General features: G+C 62.4%; 24 protein-coding genes. 12 read left to right on the top strand and 12 right to left on the bottom strand.

Going from position 1 to position 18,555, the window contains the following annotated elements; translation table 11 throughout:
• Positions 1 to 68 precede the first annotated feature (68 nt).
• Complete coding sequence (cysE, locus tag FJ970_RS21215; protein ID WP_140755038.1) at positions 69 to 917, top strand: serine O-acetyltransferase; 849 nt, start codon at positions 69 to 71, stop codon at positions 915 to 917.
• Positions 918 to 1,057: 140 nt separating this feature from the next.
• Positions 1,058 to 1,261, top strand: a complete 204-nt coding sequence (locus FJ970_RS21210; protein ID WP_140755036.1) for a DUF3126 family protein — start codon at positions 1,058 to 1,060, stop codon at positions 1,259 to 1,261.
• 55 nt (positions 1,262 to 1,316) lie between these two features.
• On the opposite strand, the gene FJ970_RS21205 is transcribed toward FJ970_RS21210, so the two are convergent.
• On the bottom strand, positions 1,317 to 2,048 hold the full coding sequence (locus FJ970_RS21205; RefSeq protein WP_140755034.1) for a hypothetical protein: 732 nt from the start codon (positions 2,046 to 2,048) through the stop codon (positions 1,317 to 1,319).
• 162 nt (positions 2,049 to 2,210) lie between these two features.
• Here FJ970_RS21205 and FJ970_RS21200 point away from each other — a divergent pair, with 162 nt between their 5' ends.
• The gene (locus tag FJ970_RS21200) at positions 2,211 to 2,549 is read left to right on the top strand and encodes a DUF6949 family protein (RefSeq protein ID WP_415752048.1); all 339 of its coding nucleotides are present in this window, start codon (positions 2,211 to 2,213) and stop codon (positions 2,547 to 2,549) included.
• On the opposite strand, the gene FJ970_RS21195 is transcribed toward FJ970_RS21200, so the two are convergent.
• Positions 2,542 to 3,302 (bottom strand): IS5 family transposase gene (locus FJ970_RS21195; RefSeq protein ID WP_227791866.1). Its coding sequence is split into 2 segments (ribosomal slippage): positions 2,542 to 2,963 and positions 2,963 to 3,302, totalling 762 coding nucleotides; the frame shifts between segments, so codons are not numbered across the junction. The two genes, FJ970_RS21200 and FJ970_RS21195, sit on opposite strands and share 8 nt — an antisense overlap.
• Positions 3,303 to 3,417: 115 nt before the next feature.
• Here FJ970_RS21195 and FJ970_RS21190 point away from each other — a divergent pair.
• Positions 3,418 to 3,945 (top strand): gamma carbonic anhydrase family protein, encoded by a 528-nt coding sequence (locus FJ970_RS21190; protein ID WP_140760079.1) that lies wholly within the window; start codon positions 3,418 to 3,420, stop codon positions 3,943 to 3,945.
• A gap of 38 nt (positions 3,946 to 3,983) precedes the next feature.
• Here the strand turns inward: FJ970_RS21190 and FJ970_RS21185 are convergent, their stop codons facing one another.
• From FJ970_RS21185 to FJ970_RS21170, 4 genes are all read right to left on the bottom strand, one after another.
• Complete coding sequence (locus FJ970_RS21185; protein WP_140760081.1) at positions 3,984 to 4,550, bottom strand: ankyrin repeat domain-containing protein; 567 nt, start codon at positions 4,548 to 4,550, stop codon at positions 3,984 to 3,986.
• Positions 4,551 to 4,765: 215 nt separating this feature from the next.
• A complete protein-coding gene (locus tag FJ970_RS21180; protein WP_140760083.1) occupies positions 4,766 to 5,374 on the bottom strand; it encodes a transglutaminase-like cysteine peptidase in 609 nt (202 codons plus the stop codon).
• A gap of 284 nt (positions 5,375 to 5,658) precedes the next feature.
• Positions 5,659 to 6,276 (bottom strand): PilZ domain-containing protein, encoded by a 618-nt coding sequence (locus FJ970_RS21175; RefSeq protein ID WP_140760086.1) that lies wholly within the window; start codon positions 6,274 to 6,276, stop codon positions 5,659 to 5,661.
• A 113-nt stretch (positions 6,277 to 6,389) separates the two neighbouring features.
• Positions 6,390 to 7,025, bottom strand: a complete 636-nt coding sequence (locus tag FJ970_RS21170) for a PAS domain-containing protein (protein ID WP_140760088.1) — start codon at positions 7,023 to 7,025, stop codon at positions 6,390 to 6,392.
• Positions 7,026 to 7,472: 447 nt separating this feature from the next.
• Between FJ970_RS21170 and FJ970_RS21165 the strand changes: the two genes are divergently transcribed.
• From FJ970_RS21165 to FJ970_RS21140, 5 genes are all read left to right on the top strand, one after another.
• Positions 7,473 to 8,228: a rhomboid family intramembrane serine protease gene (locus FJ970_RS21165; RefSeq protein ID WP_140760090.1), complete on the top strand. Its 756-nt coding sequence runs from the start codon at positions 7,473 to 7,475 to the stop codon at positions 8,226 to 8,228.
• A gap of 87 nt (positions 8,229 to 8,315) precedes the next feature.
• Positions 8,316 to 8,747, top strand: a complete 432-nt coding sequence (locus FJ970_RS21160; protein WP_140760092.1) for a CBS domain-containing protein — start codon at positions 8,316 to 8,318, stop codon at positions 8,745 to 8,747.
• A 268-nt stretch (positions 8,748 to 9,015) separates the two neighbouring features.
• Positions 9,016 to 10,515 (top strand): Asp-tRNA(Asn)/Glu-tRNA(Gln) amidotransferase subunit GatB, encoded by a 1,500-nt coding sequence (gene gatB / locus FJ970_RS21150; RefSeq protein WP_140760095.1) that lies wholly within the window; start codon positions 9,016 to 9,018, stop codon positions 10,513 to 10,515.
• Positions 10,516 to 10,517: 2 nt separating this feature from the next.
• Positions 10,518 to 11,012 carry a GNAT family N-acetyltransferase gene (locus tag FJ970_RS21145; protein ID WP_140760097.1) on the top strand — a complete coding sequence of 165 codons (495 nt, stop codon included), beginning with the start codon at positions 10,518 to 10,520 and terminating at the stop codon, positions 11,010 to 11,012.
• A 152-nt stretch (positions 11,013 to 11,164) separates the two neighbouring features.
• Positions 11,165 to 11,863, top strand: a complete 699-nt coding sequence (locus FJ970_RS21140; RefSeq protein ID WP_140760099.1) for an AIM24 family protein — start codon at positions 11,165 to 11,167, stop codon at positions 11,861 to 11,863.
• Positions 11,864 to 12,116: 253 nt separating this feature from the next.
• On the opposite strand, the gene panC is transcribed toward FJ970_RS21140, so the two are convergent.
• Positions 12,117 to 12,968 carry a pantoate--beta-alanine ligase gene (gene panC / locus FJ970_RS21135; protein WP_140760101.1) on the bottom strand — a complete coding sequence of 284 codons (852 nt, stop codon included), beginning with the start codon at positions 12,966 to 12,968 and terminating at the stop codon, positions 12,117 to 12,119.
• Complete coding sequence (gene panB / locus FJ970_RS21130; protein WP_140760103.1) at positions 12,965 to 13,807, bottom strand: 3-methyl-2-oxobutanoate hydroxymethyltransferase; 843 nt, start codon at positions 13,805 to 13,807, stop codon at positions 12,965 to 12,967. The genes panC and panB overlap by 4 nt, the downstream gene beginning before the upstream one ends.
• Positions 13,808 to 14,036: 229 nt before the next feature.
• On the opposite strand from panB, the gene FJ970_RS21125 reads away from it, so the two are divergent.
• From FJ970_RS21125 to FJ970_RS21115, 3 genes are all read left to right on the top strand, one after another.
• Positions 14,037 to 14,435, top strand: coding sequence for an NADH:ubiquinone oxidoreductase subunit NDUFA12 (locus FJ970_RS21125; RefSeq protein WP_140760106.1), 399 nt, complete (start codon positions 14,037 to 14,039; stop codon positions 14,433 to 14,435).
• Between the two features lie 138 nt (positions 14,436 to 14,573).
• The gene (locus FJ970_RS21120) at positions 14,574 to 15,167 is read left to right on the top strand and encodes a DUF2155 domain-containing protein (protein ID WP_140760109.1); all 594 of its coding nucleotides are present in this window, start codon (positions 14,574 to 14,576) and stop codon (positions 15,165 to 15,167) included.
• A gap of 63 nt (positions 15,168 to 15,230) precedes the next feature.
• Positions 15,231 to 15,623 (top strand): hypothetical protein, encoded by a 393-nt coding sequence (locus FJ970_RS21115; RefSeq protein WP_140760269.1) that lies wholly within the window; start codon positions 15,231 to 15,233, stop codon positions 15,621 to 15,623.
• A 10-nt stretch (positions 15,624 to 15,633) separates the two neighbouring features.
• Here the strand turns inward: FJ970_RS21115 and aat are convergent, their stop codons facing one another.
• Genes aat through aroQ form a run of 4 tightly spaced genes read right to left on the bottom strand, consistent with a single transcriptional unit; the run spans position 15,634 to position 18,554 of the window.
• Positions 15,634 to 16,251: a leucyl/phenylalanyl-tRNA--protein transferase gene (gene aat, locus FJ970_RS21110; RefSeq protein WP_140760111.1), complete on the bottom strand. Its 618-nt coding sequence runs from the start codon at positions 16,249 to 16,251 to the stop codon at positions 15,634 to 15,636.
• Positions 16,252 to 16,277: 26 nt separating this feature from the next.
• Positions 16,278 to 17,621 (bottom strand): acetyl-CoA carboxylase biotin carboxylase subunit, encoded by a 1,344-nt coding sequence (gene accC / locus FJ970_RS21105; RefSeq protein ID WP_140760113.1) that lies wholly within the window; start codon positions 17,619 to 17,621, stop codon positions 16,278 to 16,280.
• A gap of 10 nt (positions 17,622 to 17,631) precedes the next feature.
• Positions 17,632 to 18,093, bottom strand: coding sequence for an acetyl-CoA carboxylase biotin carboxyl carrier protein (gene accB, locus FJ970_RS21100; protein WP_140760115.1), 462 nt, complete (start codon positions 18,091 to 18,093; stop codon positions 17,632 to 17,634).
• A 26-nt stretch (positions 18,094 to 18,119) separates the two neighbouring features.
• Entirely contained in the window at positions 18,120 to 18,554 is a 435-nt protein-coding gene (aroQ, locus tag FJ970_RS21095) for a type II 3-dehydroquinate dehydratase (protein WP_027146847.1), read from the bottom strand.
• Between the last annotated feature and the right edge of the window lies 1 nt (position 18,555).

Here is an 18,555-nt window from a genome sequence, read left to right as displayed (position 1 = left end):
TGCTATGATCTGGCTTATATGTGCGGCCCCGATGACAGCAGACTAGCAGGACGCAGGACGAGACGTCGATGAACAGCATCAGCATTTCCCGCCACAACGCGCTGCAGCCGGTCGATCCGATCTGGCGTTCGATCCGCGACGAAGCGATGGAAGCGGTCAACCGCGACCCGCTGCTGGCCGCGTTCCTCTATGCGACGATCCTCAACCAGGAAAGCCTGGAAGAGGCGGTCATTCACAGGATCGCGGAGCGGCTTGCCCATCAGGATATCGGCTCCGATCTCATCCGCCAGACGTTCAAGTCGATGCTCGCCGACGACAAGGACTGGCCGACCACGGTGCGCGTCGACATCCAGGCCTATTATGACCGCGACCCGGCTTGCGACCGGTTCATCATGCCGGTGCTCTACTTCAAGGGCTTTCACGCCATCCAGACCCATCGGCTGGCGCATTGGCTGTGGAATCAGGGCCGCAAGGATTTCGCGCTCTACCTGCAGAGCCGTTCGTCCGCAGTCTTCCAGACCGACATCAATCCGGCCGCGCGCATCGGCAAGGGCATCTTCATCGATCACGCCACCGGCCTCGTCGTCGGCGAGACCGCCGTGATCGAGGACGATGTGTCCATCCTGCACGGCGTGACGCTGGGCGGTACCGGCAAGGCCGGTGGCGACCGCCATCCCAAGATTCGCTATGGCGTGCTGATTGGCGCCGGCGCCAAGATTCTCGGCAACATCGAGATCGGCCATTGCTCCAAGATTGCCGCCGGATCGGTGGTGCTGTCGCCTGTGCCGCACAACAAGACGGTTGCCGGTGTGCCGGCGCGCGTGGTCGGCGAGACCGGCTGCGACCAGCCTTCGCGCCAGATGGACCAGCTTCTGCCGTCGCAGAAGATGGACCACGTCATCAGTTTCGATATCTGATTTGCTGGCAGCTGCCCGGCATGATTGCCCGGCGGCGCTGCCCGCTTCCGGTGCAATAAGGTCGGCTTGCCTTTACATCGCCATTGTCGACGTGCCAGAAGCGCCGTTCAAACGAGCAAGCCGATGATCGGAGAAGACTGTTGAAGCCGGACGAAATCAGAAAGCTGGACGCCTATTTCAAGCGCGTCTTCCAGAACCCCAAGCTTGAGGTCAAGGCACGGCCGCGCAAGGAAGATTCGGCCGAAGTCTATGTCGGCGAGGAATTCCTCGGCATCGTCTTCAAGGATGAGGACGATGGCGACTATAATTTCTCGATGGCGATCCTCGATATCGACCTGGCCTGAGCCCGCAATGCCACGGCAGGCCGCGTAGAGCGCGGCCGGGCCGCTTTTCAGCCGGTCAATGTCGGGTCTTCAGGATTCGCCCCGCCTCTGCCGCGATCGCCGCATCAAGCGTCTGCCAGTCGCCAAGGAATTCCCTCGGGAAGCGATAGGTAAGGCTGAGATCATCCCCGACATGGATGTCCCGCTCGCAAGGAGCCAGCGATTCGCCGGCGCTCGGCCCGCTGAGGCAGCGGGCCACGAACGGGTCCTTGCCAGCGCGCTTGCCGACGACCAGCACCTCGTTCAGATAACCTGATTTCTCATTGAACCCATAGACCGTCGTGCCGCCGGGTCCTGGAATACCGGGCTGGACGATCAGCGCGCTGTAGATCGGCCCGAACCGGCCGCTCATGTCGCGCGACATCATCTGCTGCTCGAAGGACAGGAAGATGATGTTCCTGTTGGCCCCGGCGTGATTGAAATCGTCGCGCGACGCCTCGCTGTAGCCGTCCATCTGGGGATAGCGCAGGTAAAGGTCGAGGCGCGAGGCGATACCGTCGCGCCTGGCCGGCTCGAACCTGATGAAATTGGCCGGCACGGTGATGACGTTGTTGCCGATCACCACCTCGCGCACGGTCGCGTCGTCGGTGTAGCCGGCCATGGCAATGGAGCGGCCGAACCATTTGCCGCCAAGGCTGATGGCTATCGACAGCAAGGCCAGAGCCGCGAACGCGTAGAACACCCGCTTCATCAGCATGGAATCGACCACGGTGAGTTCCGCGCCGTCGGCGATCGCTGCCTGCTTCATCTCGGTCCTCGTCCCACCGCCTGTGCGCCATCCCGGTGTCCGCCATCCCGGTGTCCCCCATCTGGGTGTCTCTTGACGGCACACATCATACGGCACGGCTCTTGCTGCCATCCTGAAGCGACTGTGCGATTTCATGGTAAATGGAGGGTTAATGTGGCCCAGATGGAACTCTTGCTGTTCGCTTTTGTCGTCGGGCTGACGGTTTGCGGGCTGACCGGCTCGACAATGGAGCTGGTATCGGGTCGCAAGGTCGCCTTCACCGAGCCCTATGTGTCGCCCTCGCATGTACTGCGCTCGCTGGCCGTCACTGCCGGCGCCGGGCCATTCATGCTGGTCAACGATGCCCTCGATGCGCGGCGCCAGAACCGCATCTCGACAGCGGCGCTCTTGTCATGCGGCTGCACCGCTATTGCCTGGTCCCTGGCGCTGGGCATCGTCGTGCTTGCCATTGCTTCCTGGGCGCTCCGTCTCCTAGGGCGTAGTGACGATTTAACTACCTGAGCCAGATGGCGATAGCTGCAAGTTTGACAAAGCCCATGAAGTTGGCGAGCAGCTTGTCGTATCGAGTTGCGACGCGGCGGAACTGTTTGAGTTTGTTGAAGAAACGCTCGATGATGTTGCGCTCCTTGTAGAGATCAGCGTCGTAGGGACGCTGATGCTTTCGATTGCGCTGGGGCGGGATGACGACGTCGGCGCCTATTTCTGCGATCTTTTCAAGCAAATGGTCGGCGTCATAGCCCTTGTCGGCGATCGCTGCGCCGGTCTCGAAGCCGTCGACGAGATCATGCGCGAAGGCGATGTCATTACGCTGCCCTGGGCTTGCGATCAGGCGAACCGGTAACCCAAGAGCATCGCCTGCCGCATGGATTTTGGTGCTCAGGCCGCCGCGAGACCGGCCCAGACCTTGGGCATCCGCCCCCCTTTTGACCGGCGCGCACCGGCGGCGTGCTGATGAGCGCGCACAATGGTCGAGTCGATCATCAGCCATTCCAGATCGGCTTCGCGCGCAAGAACCATAAGCATCTCGTCGAGAACGCCCATTTCGATCCAGCGATAGTAGCGCCGCTTCACGGATCGATAGTCGCCGAGCCGCTCGGGTAGATCACGCCAGCGCCCACCCGAGCGGGCCATCCACAGCAGGGCATCGAGGAACTTCCGGTTGTCGGTGCGCGGGCCGCGCTTGCCCTTCGTACCGCCAGGCACAAAGCCCTTGATCCGTTCCCACTGATCGTCTCGAAGCGCATCGCAGTCCATCGCTGACCTCCAAAAATCAGCGTTGAATCTGATTTGCCCTTCCTTGGGAATCCCAACCCGTTAAATCGTCACTACGTCCTAGGGTTTTCACTCTGAGACGATTCGGAGACCGACAATGCCGCTTTATGCAATCGATGGAACGGAGCCCAGCTTCGCCGACGCGGACTCGAATTGGATTGCGCCCGATGCCACGCTGATTGGCGACATCAGGATCGGCCGCAATGCCGGCTTCTGGTTCGGTGCCGTCATCAGGGGCGACAACGAGCCCGTCGTCATCGGCGCCGACACCAATGTGCAGGAACATACTGTCATGCACACCGATCCCGGCTTTCCGCTGACCATCGGACAGGGCTGTACGATCGGCCATCGCGCCATGCTTCACGGCTGCACGATTGGTGACAATAGCCTGATCGGCATGGGCGCCATCCTGCTGAACGGCGCCAGGATCGGCAAGAATTCACTCGTCGGCGCTGGCGCCCTGGTCACCGAAGGCAAGGAGTTTCCGGACAATTCGCTGATCGTTGGTTCGCCTGCCAAGGCGATCAAGGTGCTGGACGACGCCGCGGTCGAGCGGCTGCGGGCCTCGGCCGCGCATTATGTCGCCAATGGCCAACGCTTCAAGGCTGGGCTGAAGAAGGTCTGAACTCTCGGCCGGGACGTGACTTCGGACACGGGTTGCGTCTAACGATCCCGGTCGCCGAGCGCGCGCTCGGCTGTGGCTTCTCTCAACAGCGAAGCGCCCAACTCGAATCCTGCAATCTCTGCTTCTTCAAGGGCTGTCGTGTAGTGATCGATACGAGTCCTCAAAGAAGGGTCCGCGCCTGCGGTGAGAAGCAGGCGGATCGCCTCGGCGTCACGCATGGCTACGCCGTAGTGGAGCGGCGTCCAGTCGTTGACGCCTCGCATGTCCGGATCGGCGCCGTGATCGACGAGGATACGGATGATGTCGACCTTGTCCGCGCGCTCGGTGGACAGCGCCGCGATGATCGAGGGAAATCCGGCATGATCCCCGTAGTTCGGACTGGATCCGGCGTCGAGCAGCGCCGCGACGAAGGCAAGCGGACTCCAGTAGATCGCGTATTCCAGCGGATGGCCAAGACCGAGTTCGAATGGCATGCGCTCGTCGAACCAGCCGGGCGAACCGCCCAAGGCTTTGCCGAGTCCAACGAAGTCACCGGCCTTGAAGGCATCGTCGATCGCCTTGAACAGCCTGTGGCGCTCGCATCGATCTTCCGGGATTTCCAACATCGCCGTGACCCAGGAAGTGAAACCAACGGCCAATTGTGCATCGATCTGTTGCGCGTGGAAAGGCCGGGGCGACGCGATGCACCACGTGTCGTCGGGTCAGTTTTGGCGGCTTCCCTCCAGAAATGGCGGAGCCGGCCCGGGGACGGGGCCGGCTCCTTTGACCCGGTCGTTGGGGACGGGGAGGGTGGGGACTCGACCGGGTTTCTCGTTACGCCCTAGCGGACGCTGGCGACCGCGTCCGAACGGCCGTCGTTGATCGTCACCCAAACGCCGGAATTCTCCGTCGATTGACGCTTGAGATAGGTGTAGTCGGTGTCCGTCCAGGACAGCACCTTGGTTTCCAGATTGTCGAGAATGAACTCGCCGAGGCTGGTGCGCACGGTCAGCACCGCATGGCCGTCGCCATTCGGCTGGCGCGCAACCGTCATCAACAGGTCGCCGGCCGGCACGCCCACATCCATCAGCTCGCGGCGCTTTTCCAGCGCATAGTCCTCGCAATCGCCATAGCCATTGTCCGGGTAGGCCCAGTATTCCTCGACACCGTAGTTTTCCATGTCGGTGCGCGGCTTGACGCGGGTGTTGACCGAATTGTTGATGCTGACGATCGTCGCCCAGAGCTTACGGGTCAGGTCGACCGGCTCTCCCTTGGGGGTCTTCTCGTTGCATTCGCCAGGAATGCGTTCGCAGAATTCATAGTGGCCCACAGGCTGCGTGGTGCGTCCGCCGGTATGCATATAGGCCGGTCCCGCGGCATATGCTGGTCCCCAGGCGGAAAGCTGTATCGCCGTTGCCATCAGCAACAGCCTGCCCCTCGCTTTTTTCATTATTCAGTCTCCCCGTTCGAAGGAGACATTGCCACATGTGGATTTATTTGACGCAAAAGTGCAGAGTAGATATTAAGTAAAACGCCAATAGAATAAACATAAAATTTGAATCATTCGAGTATTGAATTGTTTGGATTGCCGAAGTTGGCCTTCGGCAGATTCGGCCTCGAGCGGACGATCTCGCCATGGCGACCTGCCATCCGAGGAGATATCGATCGCCGCACCCCGGAAATCAAAAAGCCGGCCGCGAGGGCCGGCTTGACGTGCGTACTTTGCTGCCCTGATCAGGCGCGCGGCGTGTTGAATTCGGAATCGAGCGTTTCGGGGCGCTGGATGACGGCGAATTCGATGGCCACGCCATCTTCGAAATGCCGGACGATCTGGCCGCGCATCGTGCCGAGCATGACCTGGACGCCGATCGCCGGTTTGACGTCGATCTCGATCGCGGCGCCGGACAGTGACAGATCGATGATCCGGCACTGATACTGACGGCCGTCGGTGAGCTGCAGCACGCTGGTCGGGTTGCGTGGCGAGACGCGCTCGTGGCGGCGGTCTTCCGGCAGGTCGAGCTCGTGCTTGTTGGCGAGCCATGTCAACTGCGCCGCGAGCTTGTCCTTCTTGCGGTCGGACGCGATCACCGTCATTGCGAAGCCGTCCGGCAACGTGCGCGTCAAGACACCTTCGATGCGGCCGATATGGTCGATATAGGCGATGACTTTCTCGCCGGGCATGCCAATGCGGTCGGTGCGAAGCGCAACGTTGCCGGGCGACATGTCCACGACCTGGCACGGGTGCTCGGTGCGGTCCTCCAGCATGAATCGTCCGTATATCTTGACCCGGACGCGCTGAAAGTTACGCCTTTCGGCTTGGGACGGCGTGTAGTCGACCGCCGCTGACCTCATGACTGCCTACACCCCGTTGGCATCCCGCGCGTCAATGCGAGGGACTTCGTCAGAGAAATACAACAAAGCGGGTTAACAAAGGGGAAAAACGGGTCCGCGGGCCCGTGTGATCATCAACTATCTTCGCGCCCGCCATCGAAGACGACGAGATGGCGGATGCGGCGAGCGTGGCCGAGCGCAGAGATCGTGTCGGGCGTCCCGATCTCGTCGGGAACGAGCGAGGGAACGGCGATCGCCGGACGGTTGTTCAGCAGCTCTTTCTCCGGGTCGATGACGCGTATGGAATCGATCAAGGCGTCGGTGATCGGATCCGCGCCCAGCCAGAACGGCTTCTCAGCGGCGCTGATCACGCCGAGGCAGCGCGGATTCTCAATGCCGCCATCGAGCGGCAAGGCGAGCAATTCGAACTTGTTGGAGCGGCCGTTGCGGCTGAAGCCCTCGAAATTGATCAGCACGACCGATTTCTGGTCGAAAACTCCGTGGATCAGCCGCGAGACCAGCCGTTGATCCTTCTCGCGCCACAGCGAGGGGAAAGAGAACCCCTTGAGTTCGCGGCCGTAGCAGGCGCAGAGCCTGGTGCCGGCCAGACGGAATACCGGCTGTCCGCGCGTGTCCCTTTCCAGGATGAACGTATCGGCCAGCAGCGACTTGATATCGGCCGGCTCGACTTCCGATCGCTTCGGAGCGGGGCGTCCGTCACGCAGGCGGTTCCAATAGTGGAACAGCGTGATCGATCCGTTTTGGTTCATACTAAAAAGCTCCGCGCATTCTGTCGTCTGATGTCCCATCGGTGAACAGAAGGGCGCCCTCCGATGACCTACATGCGTTGGGGAGCAGGAAGCGTGCCAGCGTCGTTAACACTTGTTCACGGGTCGGGGCCGTTAAGGTTAACAACTGGTTTACGTTGCGCCCTGGCAAGCCGTGTGGCACACCAAAACCACTCCAGAAGCGGTCGTTTCGCGACGATCGGCAGCACTTCAGTCAAGAGTTTTAGGGGAGCAGGGGGCTCGACCGGCCGTCCAGGGGAAACCCTGGGCGGCTTCTTTTTTGATTCGCGCCCCTGATTCGGACCGGGACGATTCGCCGTTTGCGGTTCCATCGGCGGTGATCTAGATGCTGGCCAGACCGAACCGGCCCGGACCCGACCGGCCCTGACCGAACCAGCCCGACCGAACCAGCATCGAGTGCGATTGCAGATGAGCGAACCGCAATATCCGTCCGAGCCCGAAACGGCCGAGCCCATGCCGCCACCGGCGCGTGAGCCGGTGTTCAACCTGCCGCCGATCGTGCTGGCGGTGATGGGCATCTGCGCGATCGTCTATCTGCTGCAGCAATATGCGCTGAACGACGTCCAGCAGATGACGCTGCTGTACGACGGAGCTTTTATTCCGGTCCTCTATACCGGCCAATACGGCTTCGACTGGTTCCTTTTTACCCGGCCTTTCACTTACGCCTTCATGCATGGCGGCTTTGCCCATATCGCCATCAACATGGTCTGGCTCGCCGCTTTTGGCTCGCCGCTGGCCAACCGTTTCGGCACGCTCCGGTTCGCGCTGTTCTTTGCCGTCACCGGACTGGCTTCGGTGGCGCTGTTCTGGGCGATGCATCCCTATGGAGAAGCGCCGCTGGTCGGCGCATCGGGCGCCATATCGGGCATGATGGGGGCCGCGGCGCGTTTTGGTTTCCACACCGACCGCTCGGCCGGCAAGGCGGCTTTCGCCGGCCCGGTGCTGCCGGTCGCGATCGTGCTGCGCGCGCGCGGTGTCGTCATCTTCCTCGCCATGTGGATGATCATCAATCTCGCCACCGGCCTTCTCGGATTCGCGCCGGGCATCGACGGCCAGATCGCCTGGGAGGCCCATATCGGCGGCTTTCTCGCGGGTTTCTTCGGCCTGCGCTGGTTCGACAGGGGATGGCAAGCACCAGAATGGGACACCTCCGACCGGACTTGAAATGCAACCGATCACGGCGCACCATGTTCACTCTTATGTGAAAACCGGTCAGCGCAGGAACCGGTTGGCAAAGTAGAGGAGGACGCCATGACGGTTAAGGCCATTCTCGAGCAAAAAGGCCATGACGTATTGACGCTCGGGCCGAACGAAAAACTGAGCGAAGCCATCCGAATCCTCGCCGAGCACAGGATCGGCGCGCTGGTCATCACCAATGGCGATCACAAGATCGTCGGCATCCTGTCGGAGCGCGACATCGTGCGTGTGGTTGCCAGGGAAGGCGGCGCCGCGCTCGATATCCCCGTGCGTTCGGCCATGACGCCGAAGGTGAAGATCTGCAATGAAAACCACACCGTCAACGAGGTGATGGAGATCATGACCAGGGGCCGCTTCCGCCATCTGCCGGTGGAAAAGGACGGCCTGCTGGACGGCATCGTCTCCATCGGCGACGTGGTCAAGCGCCGCATCGAGGACGTCGAGCGCGAGGCGGAGGAAATCCGGGCCTATATCGCCACCGCCTGAGCGGTGATAGGAACCGCCGGCCGAATGCCGGCCGGCGGCGCCAAGACTACCTGTTGTCGAGTTCGGAGCGGACGAATGCGAGCCCGTGCCTTGTGATGCGGTAAGGCCCGCCGCCCGCCGACCGTCGAGACGTCCAAAAAACGCCAGGCCGCGGCTTTGCGCTTGTCTCTTTTGGCGGTTTGCACTAGCGAATGACTTTCACGCCAGACGTGAAAGTCACGCCCAAACGTGAAACTCCCGTCAGAGTCACCGTAATTCGCAGGCCGCCATGTCTCTCATCGATACCCGCACGCCCGACGCCAAACGCCTGATATCAGGCGCAACCGGCGACTGGGAAATCATCATCGGGCTTGAAGTGCATGCGCAAGTGATATCGGAAGCAAAACTGTTCTCCGGCGCTTCGACCGCCTTCGGGGCTGCTCCCAACGCCAATGTCAGCCTGGTCGACGCGGCAATGCCCGGCATGCTGCCTGTCATCAACGAGGAATGCGTCAAGCAGGCGATCCGCACTGGCCTGGGGCTGAAGGCGGCGATCAACCACAAGTCGGTCTTCGACCGGAAGAACTATTTCTATCCGGACCTGCCGCAGGGCTACCAGATCTCGCAGTTCAAACAGCCGATCGTCGGCGAGGGCACGGTCATCGTCTCGGTCGGTCCCGACCGCCAGGGCGAGTTCGAGGACATCGAGGTCGGCATCGAGCGCCTGCACCTGGAGCAGGATGCCGGCAAGTCGATACACGACCAGCATCCGACCATGTCCTATGTCGACCTCAACCGCTCCGGCGTGGCCCTGATGGAGATCGTGTCGAAACCCGACCTGCGCTCCGGCGACGAGGCCAAGGCCTATGTGACCAAGCTGCGGACCATCATGCGCTATCTCGGCACTTGCGACGGCAACATGGACGAAGGTTCCCTGCGCGCCGACGTCAATGTCTCGGTGCGCCGGCCAGGTGGCGAATTCGGCACCCGCTGCGAAATCAAGAACATGAATTCGATCCGCTTTATCGGCCAGGCCATCGACTACGAGGCGCGCCGGCAGATCGCCATCCTCGAGGACGGCGGCAAGATCGATCAGGAAACGCGGCTGTTCGACGCCGTCAAGGGCGAGACGCGCTCGATGCGCTCGAAGGAAGAGGCGCATGACTATCGCTATTTCCCCGATCCCGACCTTCTGCCGCTGGAATTCGACCAGGCCTATGTCGATGCCTTGGCCAAGGAATTGCCGGAACTGCCCGATGACAAGAAAGTGCGGCTGATCTCCTCGCTCGGTCTCTCGACCTACGACGCCGCGATCCTGGTTTCGGAAAAGCCGATCGCCGATTATTTCGAGAAGGTAGCGGCCGGGCGTGACGGCAAGCTCGCCGCCAACTGGGTCATCAACGATCTGCTGGGCGCTCTCAACAAAGCCGGCAAGGACATTGAATCTGCTCCTGTTTCGCCCGACCAGCTCGGTGCGGTCATCGACCTGATCAAGGAAGGCACCATCTCCGGCAAGATCGCCAAGGACCTGTTCGAGATCGTCTGGAACGAGGGCGGCGACCCGCGCCAACTGGTTGAGAGCCGTGGCATGAAGCAGGTCACCGACACCGGAGCCATCGAGAAGGCGGTCGACGAGGTGATCGCGGCCAATCCCGACAAGGTCGAACAGGCGCGCGCCAAGCCGACCATGGCCGGCTGGTTCGTCGGCCAGGTGATGAAGGCGACCGGCGGCAAGGCCAATCCGCAGGCCGTCAACGACCTCGTCAAGGCCAAGCTGGGCATCGAGTAAGCATGTTCGTCCGCACCGCCGGAGACCGCGACCTCGCAGCCGTACGGGCGTTGCTGGTCGAGACCTGGCATGCCACCTATGACGCGATTTACGGTGCCGAGCGGGTCACCGAGATCACCAATGAATGGCACTCGATCGCTTCGTTGAAGGCCAGGTTGGCAAAGCCGACCAGCGAGTTCCTCGTTGCCGATGATGGCAAGCGCATTGGCGGCATGGCGTTTGCCGAAGCCGTCGGAGACGGCGGCGTGGTCATGCTCAGGCAGCTCTATGTGCTTCCCTTGCTGCAGGGTCGAGGTATCGGCGGCATGCTCCTCGACGAAATCATCGAGAGTTTTCCGGAAGCCCACCGCATTCGGCTCGAAGTGGAAGAGAAGAACGGCCGAGCCGTTGCCTTCTATCAGGCCAATGGCTTCGTCCAGGCCGGCCGCACCGAGAATTGCGGCTCCGCGGGCTCGGCCATCCCGGCGCTGATCTATGAACGGGTACTTGCCGCCTGAGCACCATGGCGGCGTGATCACCTTCGCGCGAGCGCGAGACCCGGGCTCTGTTTTCGTTTGACGGCCCTGATGTGCGGCACCAAAGCTGCAAAGGCCGACCCGCGCGAAGCCGGAATAAACCGGCATGCGCAGGACGGCTTTTGGGGGGAACCATGCCAAGTCTGCCGGAACTGATGCCGACCGAGGTGTCGGACGAAACTTTTGGTGGCGTCACCTATCACATAGCGGGCGAACTGGTGCCTGTGCTTTCCGTCGACGTGACGCGGATGCCCGTCTATTTCGAGCACCACATCCTGTTGTGGAAGAATTCCACGATCTCCATCGGCCTGAAATCGCTGAAGGGTGCGCTGAAGCGCATGATGGCCGGCATGCAGATTTTCGTCACCGAGGCGTCAGGGGCGGGCATCATCGCCTTCAGCCGCGACGGGCCGGGTCACATCGTGCCGATTCACCTGCTGCGAGGCGAGGAGATCCAGGTCCGCGAGCACCAGTTTCTCGCCGCCACCAGCAATGTCGACTACACATTCGAGCGTGTACGCGGCCTGGCGACGATGCTGTTCGGCCAAAGCGGCTTCTTCATCGACCGGTTTCGCGGCGATGCCGGTGACGGCATCGTCTGGCTGCACGGCTACGGCAACGTTTTTGAAAAGACGCTCGCTCCGGGCGAAACCATAGACATCGAGCCCGGCGGCTGGCTGTTCAAGGATGCCTCGGTCAGGATGGAAACCAAGATCGACCGGCTGTCGAGCGGCTTCTTCGGTGCCAACATGAATTTCATCGTCAACCGCTTCACCGGCCCGGGCAGGGTCGGTATCCAGTCGATGTACCTGCATATGCCAACCGAGGAGTAGGTCAGGGAGCCGCAGGCGGGACGGATGGAGGCCGGAGCAATTCCAGGAAAGGTCCGTAGCGCTTTCCCCAGGGAATTGCGTGAAAACAAAGAGTTGGAGCGGTTCGTCGATTCTATCAAACGCTGAACCGCTCCAGGATCAGCGCGAACGCAGCGGCGGCGACGGCTCGCGCATCAGCAGTTAGAGGTCCCGCTGTGCGCCTGACGCCGGCGGCGTCGCGCCTGCAAACGGCGATCGAGAGTGCGAACGCCGATCAGGCGGTGGGAACTTCGACATTGTCGATCAGCCTGGTTTTTCCCAGCCAGGCGGCGGCGAGAAGGCGGCCGGCGCGGTCGTGCCGCCATGGCGTAAGTGTCAGGCTTTCGCGGGCCTCGACATAGTCGACCTTCTGGAAGCCGGCGGCGATCAGGGCGCGGCTTGCTTCGGCGATCGTTTCCTCTCGACCTGCGCCCGCTGCCAGCGCCGCTGCCGCCTTGCGCAGGACAAGGTTGAGCCGACGGGCGATCTGGAGTTCGGCTTCATCGAGATAGGCGTTGCGCGACGACATGGCGAGGCCATACGCGTCACGTATGGTCGGCGCGCCGATGATATCGACGGGCAGGTCGAGGTCGTGGCAAAGCTGCCTGACGACGCAAAGCTGCTGGTAATCCTTTTCGCCAAAGATGGCGAAGTCGGGTGCAGCCTGCAGGAGAAGTTTGGCCACCACGGTGGCGACGCCGTCGAAAAAGGTGGGGCGAAAGTCCGTCTCGAGCCCGGCTGACGGGCCGCCGACCGAGATTTTCGTGGCAAAACCGGCGGGATACATCTCGCTGACGTCAGGCGTGAAGGCAAGATCGGCCTTGGCCGTCGCCAGCATGTCGAGGTCGCGCGCCAACTGGCGCGGGTACTTGTCGAGATCCTCGCTCGGCGCGAACTGCGTCGGATTGACAAAGATCGACACCACGCAGCGATCCGCTCTTTCGAGGGCGATCTTGACCAGCGAAAGATGCCCGTCATGCAATGCGCCCATGGTCGGCACCAAGGCGATGCGCAGCCGATCGCGCCGCCAGTCGAGGATTCGCGCGCGAAGCGCGGCAACGCTGTCGACGACGTCGGCCCGGCTCATGCTTCATCCCCGTCATTTGTTCTCGAGAAGACATGGGTAGGACCGGGGAAATCGCGGTCCCGCACCTCCGATGCGTAGCGCTCGGCGGCATGCGCGATCACACTGCGCAGGTCGGCATATTGCTTGACGAATTTAGGCACCCGATCGACCGTCAGCCCGACCATGTCGTCGATGACCAGGATCTGGCCGTCGCACTCGCCGCTGGCGCCGATGCCGATGGTTGGAATGGCGATGCGGCGGGTGATGTCCGCGGCGACCGTCTCTATCGTTCCTTCGATGACCAGGGAAAACGCACCGGCCTTCTCGACCGCGAGCGCGTCGGCGATCAGGGCGGCCACATTCTCGTCCGTGCGGCCCTTGATCTTGTAGCCGCCATCCTTTTCCACCGATTGCGGCTGCAGGCCGATATGGCCCATGACTGGGATCTCGGCGGCCACGATCGCCGCTATCTGAGCGGCCATGTCGACGCCTCCCTCGAGTTTCACCGCCTGGCAACCGGTCTCGCCAACGATGCGCCGCGCCGAGGCCACGGCCTGCGCGGCTGAATCCTCATAAGTGCCGGCCGGCATGTCGACGACGACGCAGGCCGTGGCCGAGCCCCGCATCACGGCTTGGCCGTGCGCGATCATCATGTCCAGCGAGGCGCCCCGCGTCGTCTCATGGCCATGCAGGACCATGGCCACACTGTCTCCGACCAGGAGCAGGTCGACATGGGGATCGAGCAGGCGGGCGATCGGGTAGGTGTAGGCGGTGAGGCACACGATCGGCATGCCGCCCTTGCGGCGGCGAATCAGGTCGGCGCCGATGCGAATGTCGGTGGTCGGCAATTGCGCGGCCAATCGTCGCCTCCTTCAGCCCCCGGCCGGACGGGATTTCCGGACGGGCGCGCAGAGCTTTAGAAAGAGTGGCAACGCTTGGCAAGCGCGCATCCGGTCACCCCCGGGGATCAAAGGCTTGTGTCGGGTCCCTGGCGCGCCATTTGCGCGCTCCCCATGGCAAAACTCTTGCCTTCCCGAAAGCCTGACGCCATAAGCAGGAAACGGGCGCCGCCAGCGCGAGGGTTCTGAGATGAAGACTTTCCTGACGCAGTTTTTCACTTGGTGGAACAGCCAGACGCTGGGAACGCGCCTGCACACCTGGCGGTACGGCAAGAAGGTCGGCCAGGACGAGGCCGGCAATGTCTACTACGAAGGCGGCATCGATTCGGAAGGCCGTACGCGCCGCTGGGTCATCTACCGCAACTATTCGGAAGCTTCGGCCATTCCGCCGGGCTGGCACGGCTGGATTCACCATCGGGTCGATGTCGCTCCCCCCAGCGACGACTACCGGCCGCGCGATTGGCAAAAGCCACATTTGCCCAATCTGACCGGCACGCCAGCGGCCTATCGTCCGAAGGGCTCGGTGCTGACCAATCAACATCGCCCGCAGGTCACCGGCGACTACGACGCCTGGACGCCGGGGTCGTAACGGCGCGGGTTGTAACGGTAAGGTGCAGGCCGGTCCTTTATCGCCACAATTGGTGTTTAGCTGCTTGCTGATCAGAAAACGGCGACTAGCCTTGGCGATCGACGGAATCACCTGGGCGCGAACCACCGGTACCCCTGCATGAGCTTTTTCAACCTGATATCGACGGGCGGCCTGACGCTAGCCGCCAGCCTCGCCGTCAGCACTATCGCCTTTGCGGCTTCACCCGCACCTGCACCCGCGGCCCCGGCGCCGGCTGCGCCCGCGGGATCGGATCGGATCACCAATCCGGTCGCCGAGTTCGCCGGCATCGACAAGATCACCGGCCGCATCATCACCTTCGATGTCTATATCGACGAGACGGTGCAGTTCGGCGCCCTGCAGGTGACGCCACGCGTCTGCTATTCCCGGCCGCAGAACGAAGAGCCGAAGACCGACTCCTTCGTCGAGGTCGACGAGATCACGCTCGACCGCAAGATCCGCCGCATCTTCACTGGCTGGATGTTCGCCGAAAGCCCTGGGCTCAATGCTGTCGAACATGCCGTCTATGACGTCTGGCTGAAGGCGTGCAAGCAGAAGTCGGATGTGCCGGCGCCCGATGCCGGCAAGAGCGGTGCGACCAAGGCCGACGGGGCGAAAGCCGACGCGTCGAAGCCAGCCGCGGCCACAGTCGGTCCGGACGCGGCACAGCCCGACGACGCCGCGGAACCCAATACGACGGACACCAACAACTGATCTCTTGGAACCGCCATGGCTGGCGCGCGTTGGACAATCACCACGCGCGTGGAGGACACGCCAATGTCGGACAGCAAGCGGATCATGGCCAACAAGGCCGAGTTGCTGGAACTCGAAAAAGGTTTCTGGACCGGTGACGCCGCCTACTATGCTGCCAATGTCGATAGCGAATGCCTGGTGGCGTTTCCGCAGATGGCACAGGCGATGGACAATGCCGATCTGGCCAAGACCGCAACCAAACCCAACCGCTGGCGCGACCTCGACATCGAGCTCAAGGGAATAATCGAACCCGGTAGCGATATCGTCATGCTGACTTACGAAGCGCGCGCGACGAGGGAGAATGGCGAGCCCTATGCGGCGCTGGTCAGCACCGGCTACGTCCATCGCGCCAACGGCTGGAAGATGATGTTCCATGCGCAGACGCCGCTCGAGGCTTCGCCCAAATCGCCCAAATAGGCCTTGATCCCTACGGAAAAAAGACCGCTTCACCTTTCAGCGCGTCGGCCAGCATCTTTTCGTATTTGCCGCGCGGCACGTCTACCGCGCCGAAGCGCTTCAGGTGCTCGGTGGTGAACTGCGTATCGAGGAGCGCGAAACCGCGTGCCTTCAGGCGCTCGACGAGATGCACGAGGCAGGTCTTCGACGCGTCCGTTTCTTTGGAAAACATGCTTTCCCCGAAAAACACCCGCCCGAGCGAGACCCCATAGAGCCCGCCGACCAGACGCCCCTCGCGCCATGCCTCGACCGAATGGCAGTGTCCCATCCGGTGCAGTTGCACATAGGCTTCGCGGATCGGCGCGTTGATCCATGTCGAGCGGCGCTCCTCGCGCTTTTCGGCACAGCCGTCGATCGTCGCCTCGAAATCGAAGTCGAAACGGATGTCGAACGGGTGCCTACGGATCGTCTTCTTCAGGCTTTTGGGCGTGTGAAAGCCATCGAGCGGAATGACGCCCCGCGTCTCCGGTCGCACCCAGAAGACCTCGGGGTCACCAGCACTCTCGGCCATCGGAAAGACGCCCGAGGCGTATGCCTTGAGCAGAAGGTCGGTGGGAATGCGATAGCCTGGCGCGTAGGGACGGGTCATCGCGTCATTATAGCGGCAAGTTGGGGCTATTCGCCCTTGGCCAGATATTTTTCCAGCCAATGGATGTCGTAGTCGCCATTGGCGATGTCGGCATTCCCAACGAGATCGCGAAACAGCGGCAACGTCGTCTTGATGCCGTCGACGACGAATTCGTCGAGCGCCCGGCGCAGCCGCATCATGCATTCGACGCGATTGCGCCCATGCACGATCAGCTTTCCGATCAGGCTGTCATAGTAGGGCGGGATCTTGTAGCCGGAGTAGACACCGGAATCGACGCGGATGCCGAGGCCGCCGGGCGTGTGGAAATGGGTGATAGTGCCGGGCGAGGGGGTGAAGGTGCGCGGATCCTCGGCATTGATGCGGCATTCGATGGCGTGGCCGTTGAACTTGATGTCTTCCTGCCTGACCGAAAGGCCGCCGCCGGAAGCGACGCGGATCTGCTCGTGGACTAGATCGATGCCGGTAATCGCTTCCGTCACCGGATGCTCGACCTGGAGGCGCGTGTTCATCTCGATGAAATAGAACTCGCCGTTCTCGTACAGGAACTCGATGGTGCCGGCGCCAGAATAGCCGAGATCGGCAATCGCCTTGGCGCAGATGCCGCCGATGCGCGACCGTTCCTCGGCGTTGAGCGCCGGCGAATTGGCCTCTTCCCAGACTTTCTGGTGGCGCCGTTGCAACGAACAGTCGCGCTCGCCGAAATGCACGCCGTGGCCAAAGCCGTCGCCGAACACCTGCACCTCGATGTGGCGCGGTTTCTCCAGGTATTTCTCGATGTAGACCGCGTCGTCGCCGAAGGCCGCGCCCGCTTCCGAGCGCGCCGTCTGCAAGGCGATCTCGAGGTCTGTCTCGGTATGCGCCACCTTCATGCCGCGCCCGCCGCCGCCGGCCGACGCCTTGATGATGACGGGATAGCCGATCTCGGCGGCGATGCGCCTGGCTTCCTTCTCCTCGGTCACCGCGCCATCGGAACCCGGCACCACCGGAATGCCGAGGCGTTTTGCCGTGCGCTTGGCCTCGATCTTGTCGCCCATGACGCGGATGTGGTCGCCGGACGGGCCGATGAAGGTGATGTTGTGGGCCGCCAGAATGTCGGCGAACTTGGCGTTCTCCGACAGGAAGCCGTAGCCCGGATGCACGGCGTCGGCGCCAGTGATCTCGCAGGCCGCGACGATCTGGTGGATGTTGAGATAGCTGTCGCGCGACGGCGGCGGACCGATGCACACGCTCTCGTCGGCGAGCCTGACATGCATGGCGTCAGCGTCGGCGGTCGAATGCACCACCACGGTCTGGATGCCGAGTTCCTTGCAGGCACGCAGCACCCGAAGCGCGATTTCGCCGCGATTGGCGATGAGGATCTTCTGGAACATCCGGTCGGCTCTACTCGATCACGACGAGCGGCATGCCGTATTCGACCGGCGTGGCGTCCTCGAACAGGATCGCCGTCACGGTGCCGGCGCGTGGCGAGGGGATCTGGTTCATTGTCTTCATCGCCTCGATGATCAGCAGCGTCTGGCCTTCCTTGACCTTCTGGCCGATCTCGATGAACGGCTTGGCGTCCGGCGAGGGCGCGAGGTAGGCGGTGCCGACCATGGGCGAAGGGACGGCGTTCTTGGACACGTCGACCGCCGCCGGGGCAGCCGCGGCGACAGATTGGGCGGCCGCTGCCGGCGCATAGGTCGGTTGCGGTGCGGCGATCGCATGGACGGTGGGCGCCTGCCGCGACACCCGCACTTTCAGGTCGCCGAGTTCAACCTCGATCTCGGTCAGGTTGGTGTCGTTCAGTATGCCCGCGAGATCGCGGATCAGTTGCTGGTCAACACCGGTCTTCTTTATCGACATTTTCGAGCCTTCTGTTTGTTGGCCGGTCATAGGCGTGCGGCCAGCGCTTGCAGCGCCAGCGTGTAGCCGAGCGGCCCAAAGCCACAGATCATGCCGACAGCGACCGGCGCGACCATGGAGACGTGGCGGAACGGTTCCCGCGCGTGGATGTTGGAAAGGTGAACTTCGGCGACCGGCAGCGGCGCGATCGAGCGGATGGCGTCGTGGATGGCGATCGAGGTATGGCTATAGGCGCCTGGGTTGATGACGATGCCTGCGGCTTTGTCGCCGGCTTCCTGGATCCAGTCGACAAGATCGCCTTCATGGTTCGACTGGCGGAAATCGATCTCGATCCCAAGCGATTTGCCTGCCTGCTTGCAGTCGTCCGCGATGGCTGCGAGCGTCTTGCCGCCATAGATGCCCGGCTCGCGCTTGCCGAGCGCGTTGAGATTGGGACCGTTCAGGACGAAAACCGTTTTCAAA

The organism is Mesorhizobium sp. B2-1-8, assembly GCF_006442545.2.
Lineage (GTDB): Bacteria > Pseudomonadota > Alphaproteobacteria > Rhizobiales > Rhizobiaceae > Mesorhizobium.
This window is presented reverse-complemented; position numbering and strand designations above follow the sequence as displayed.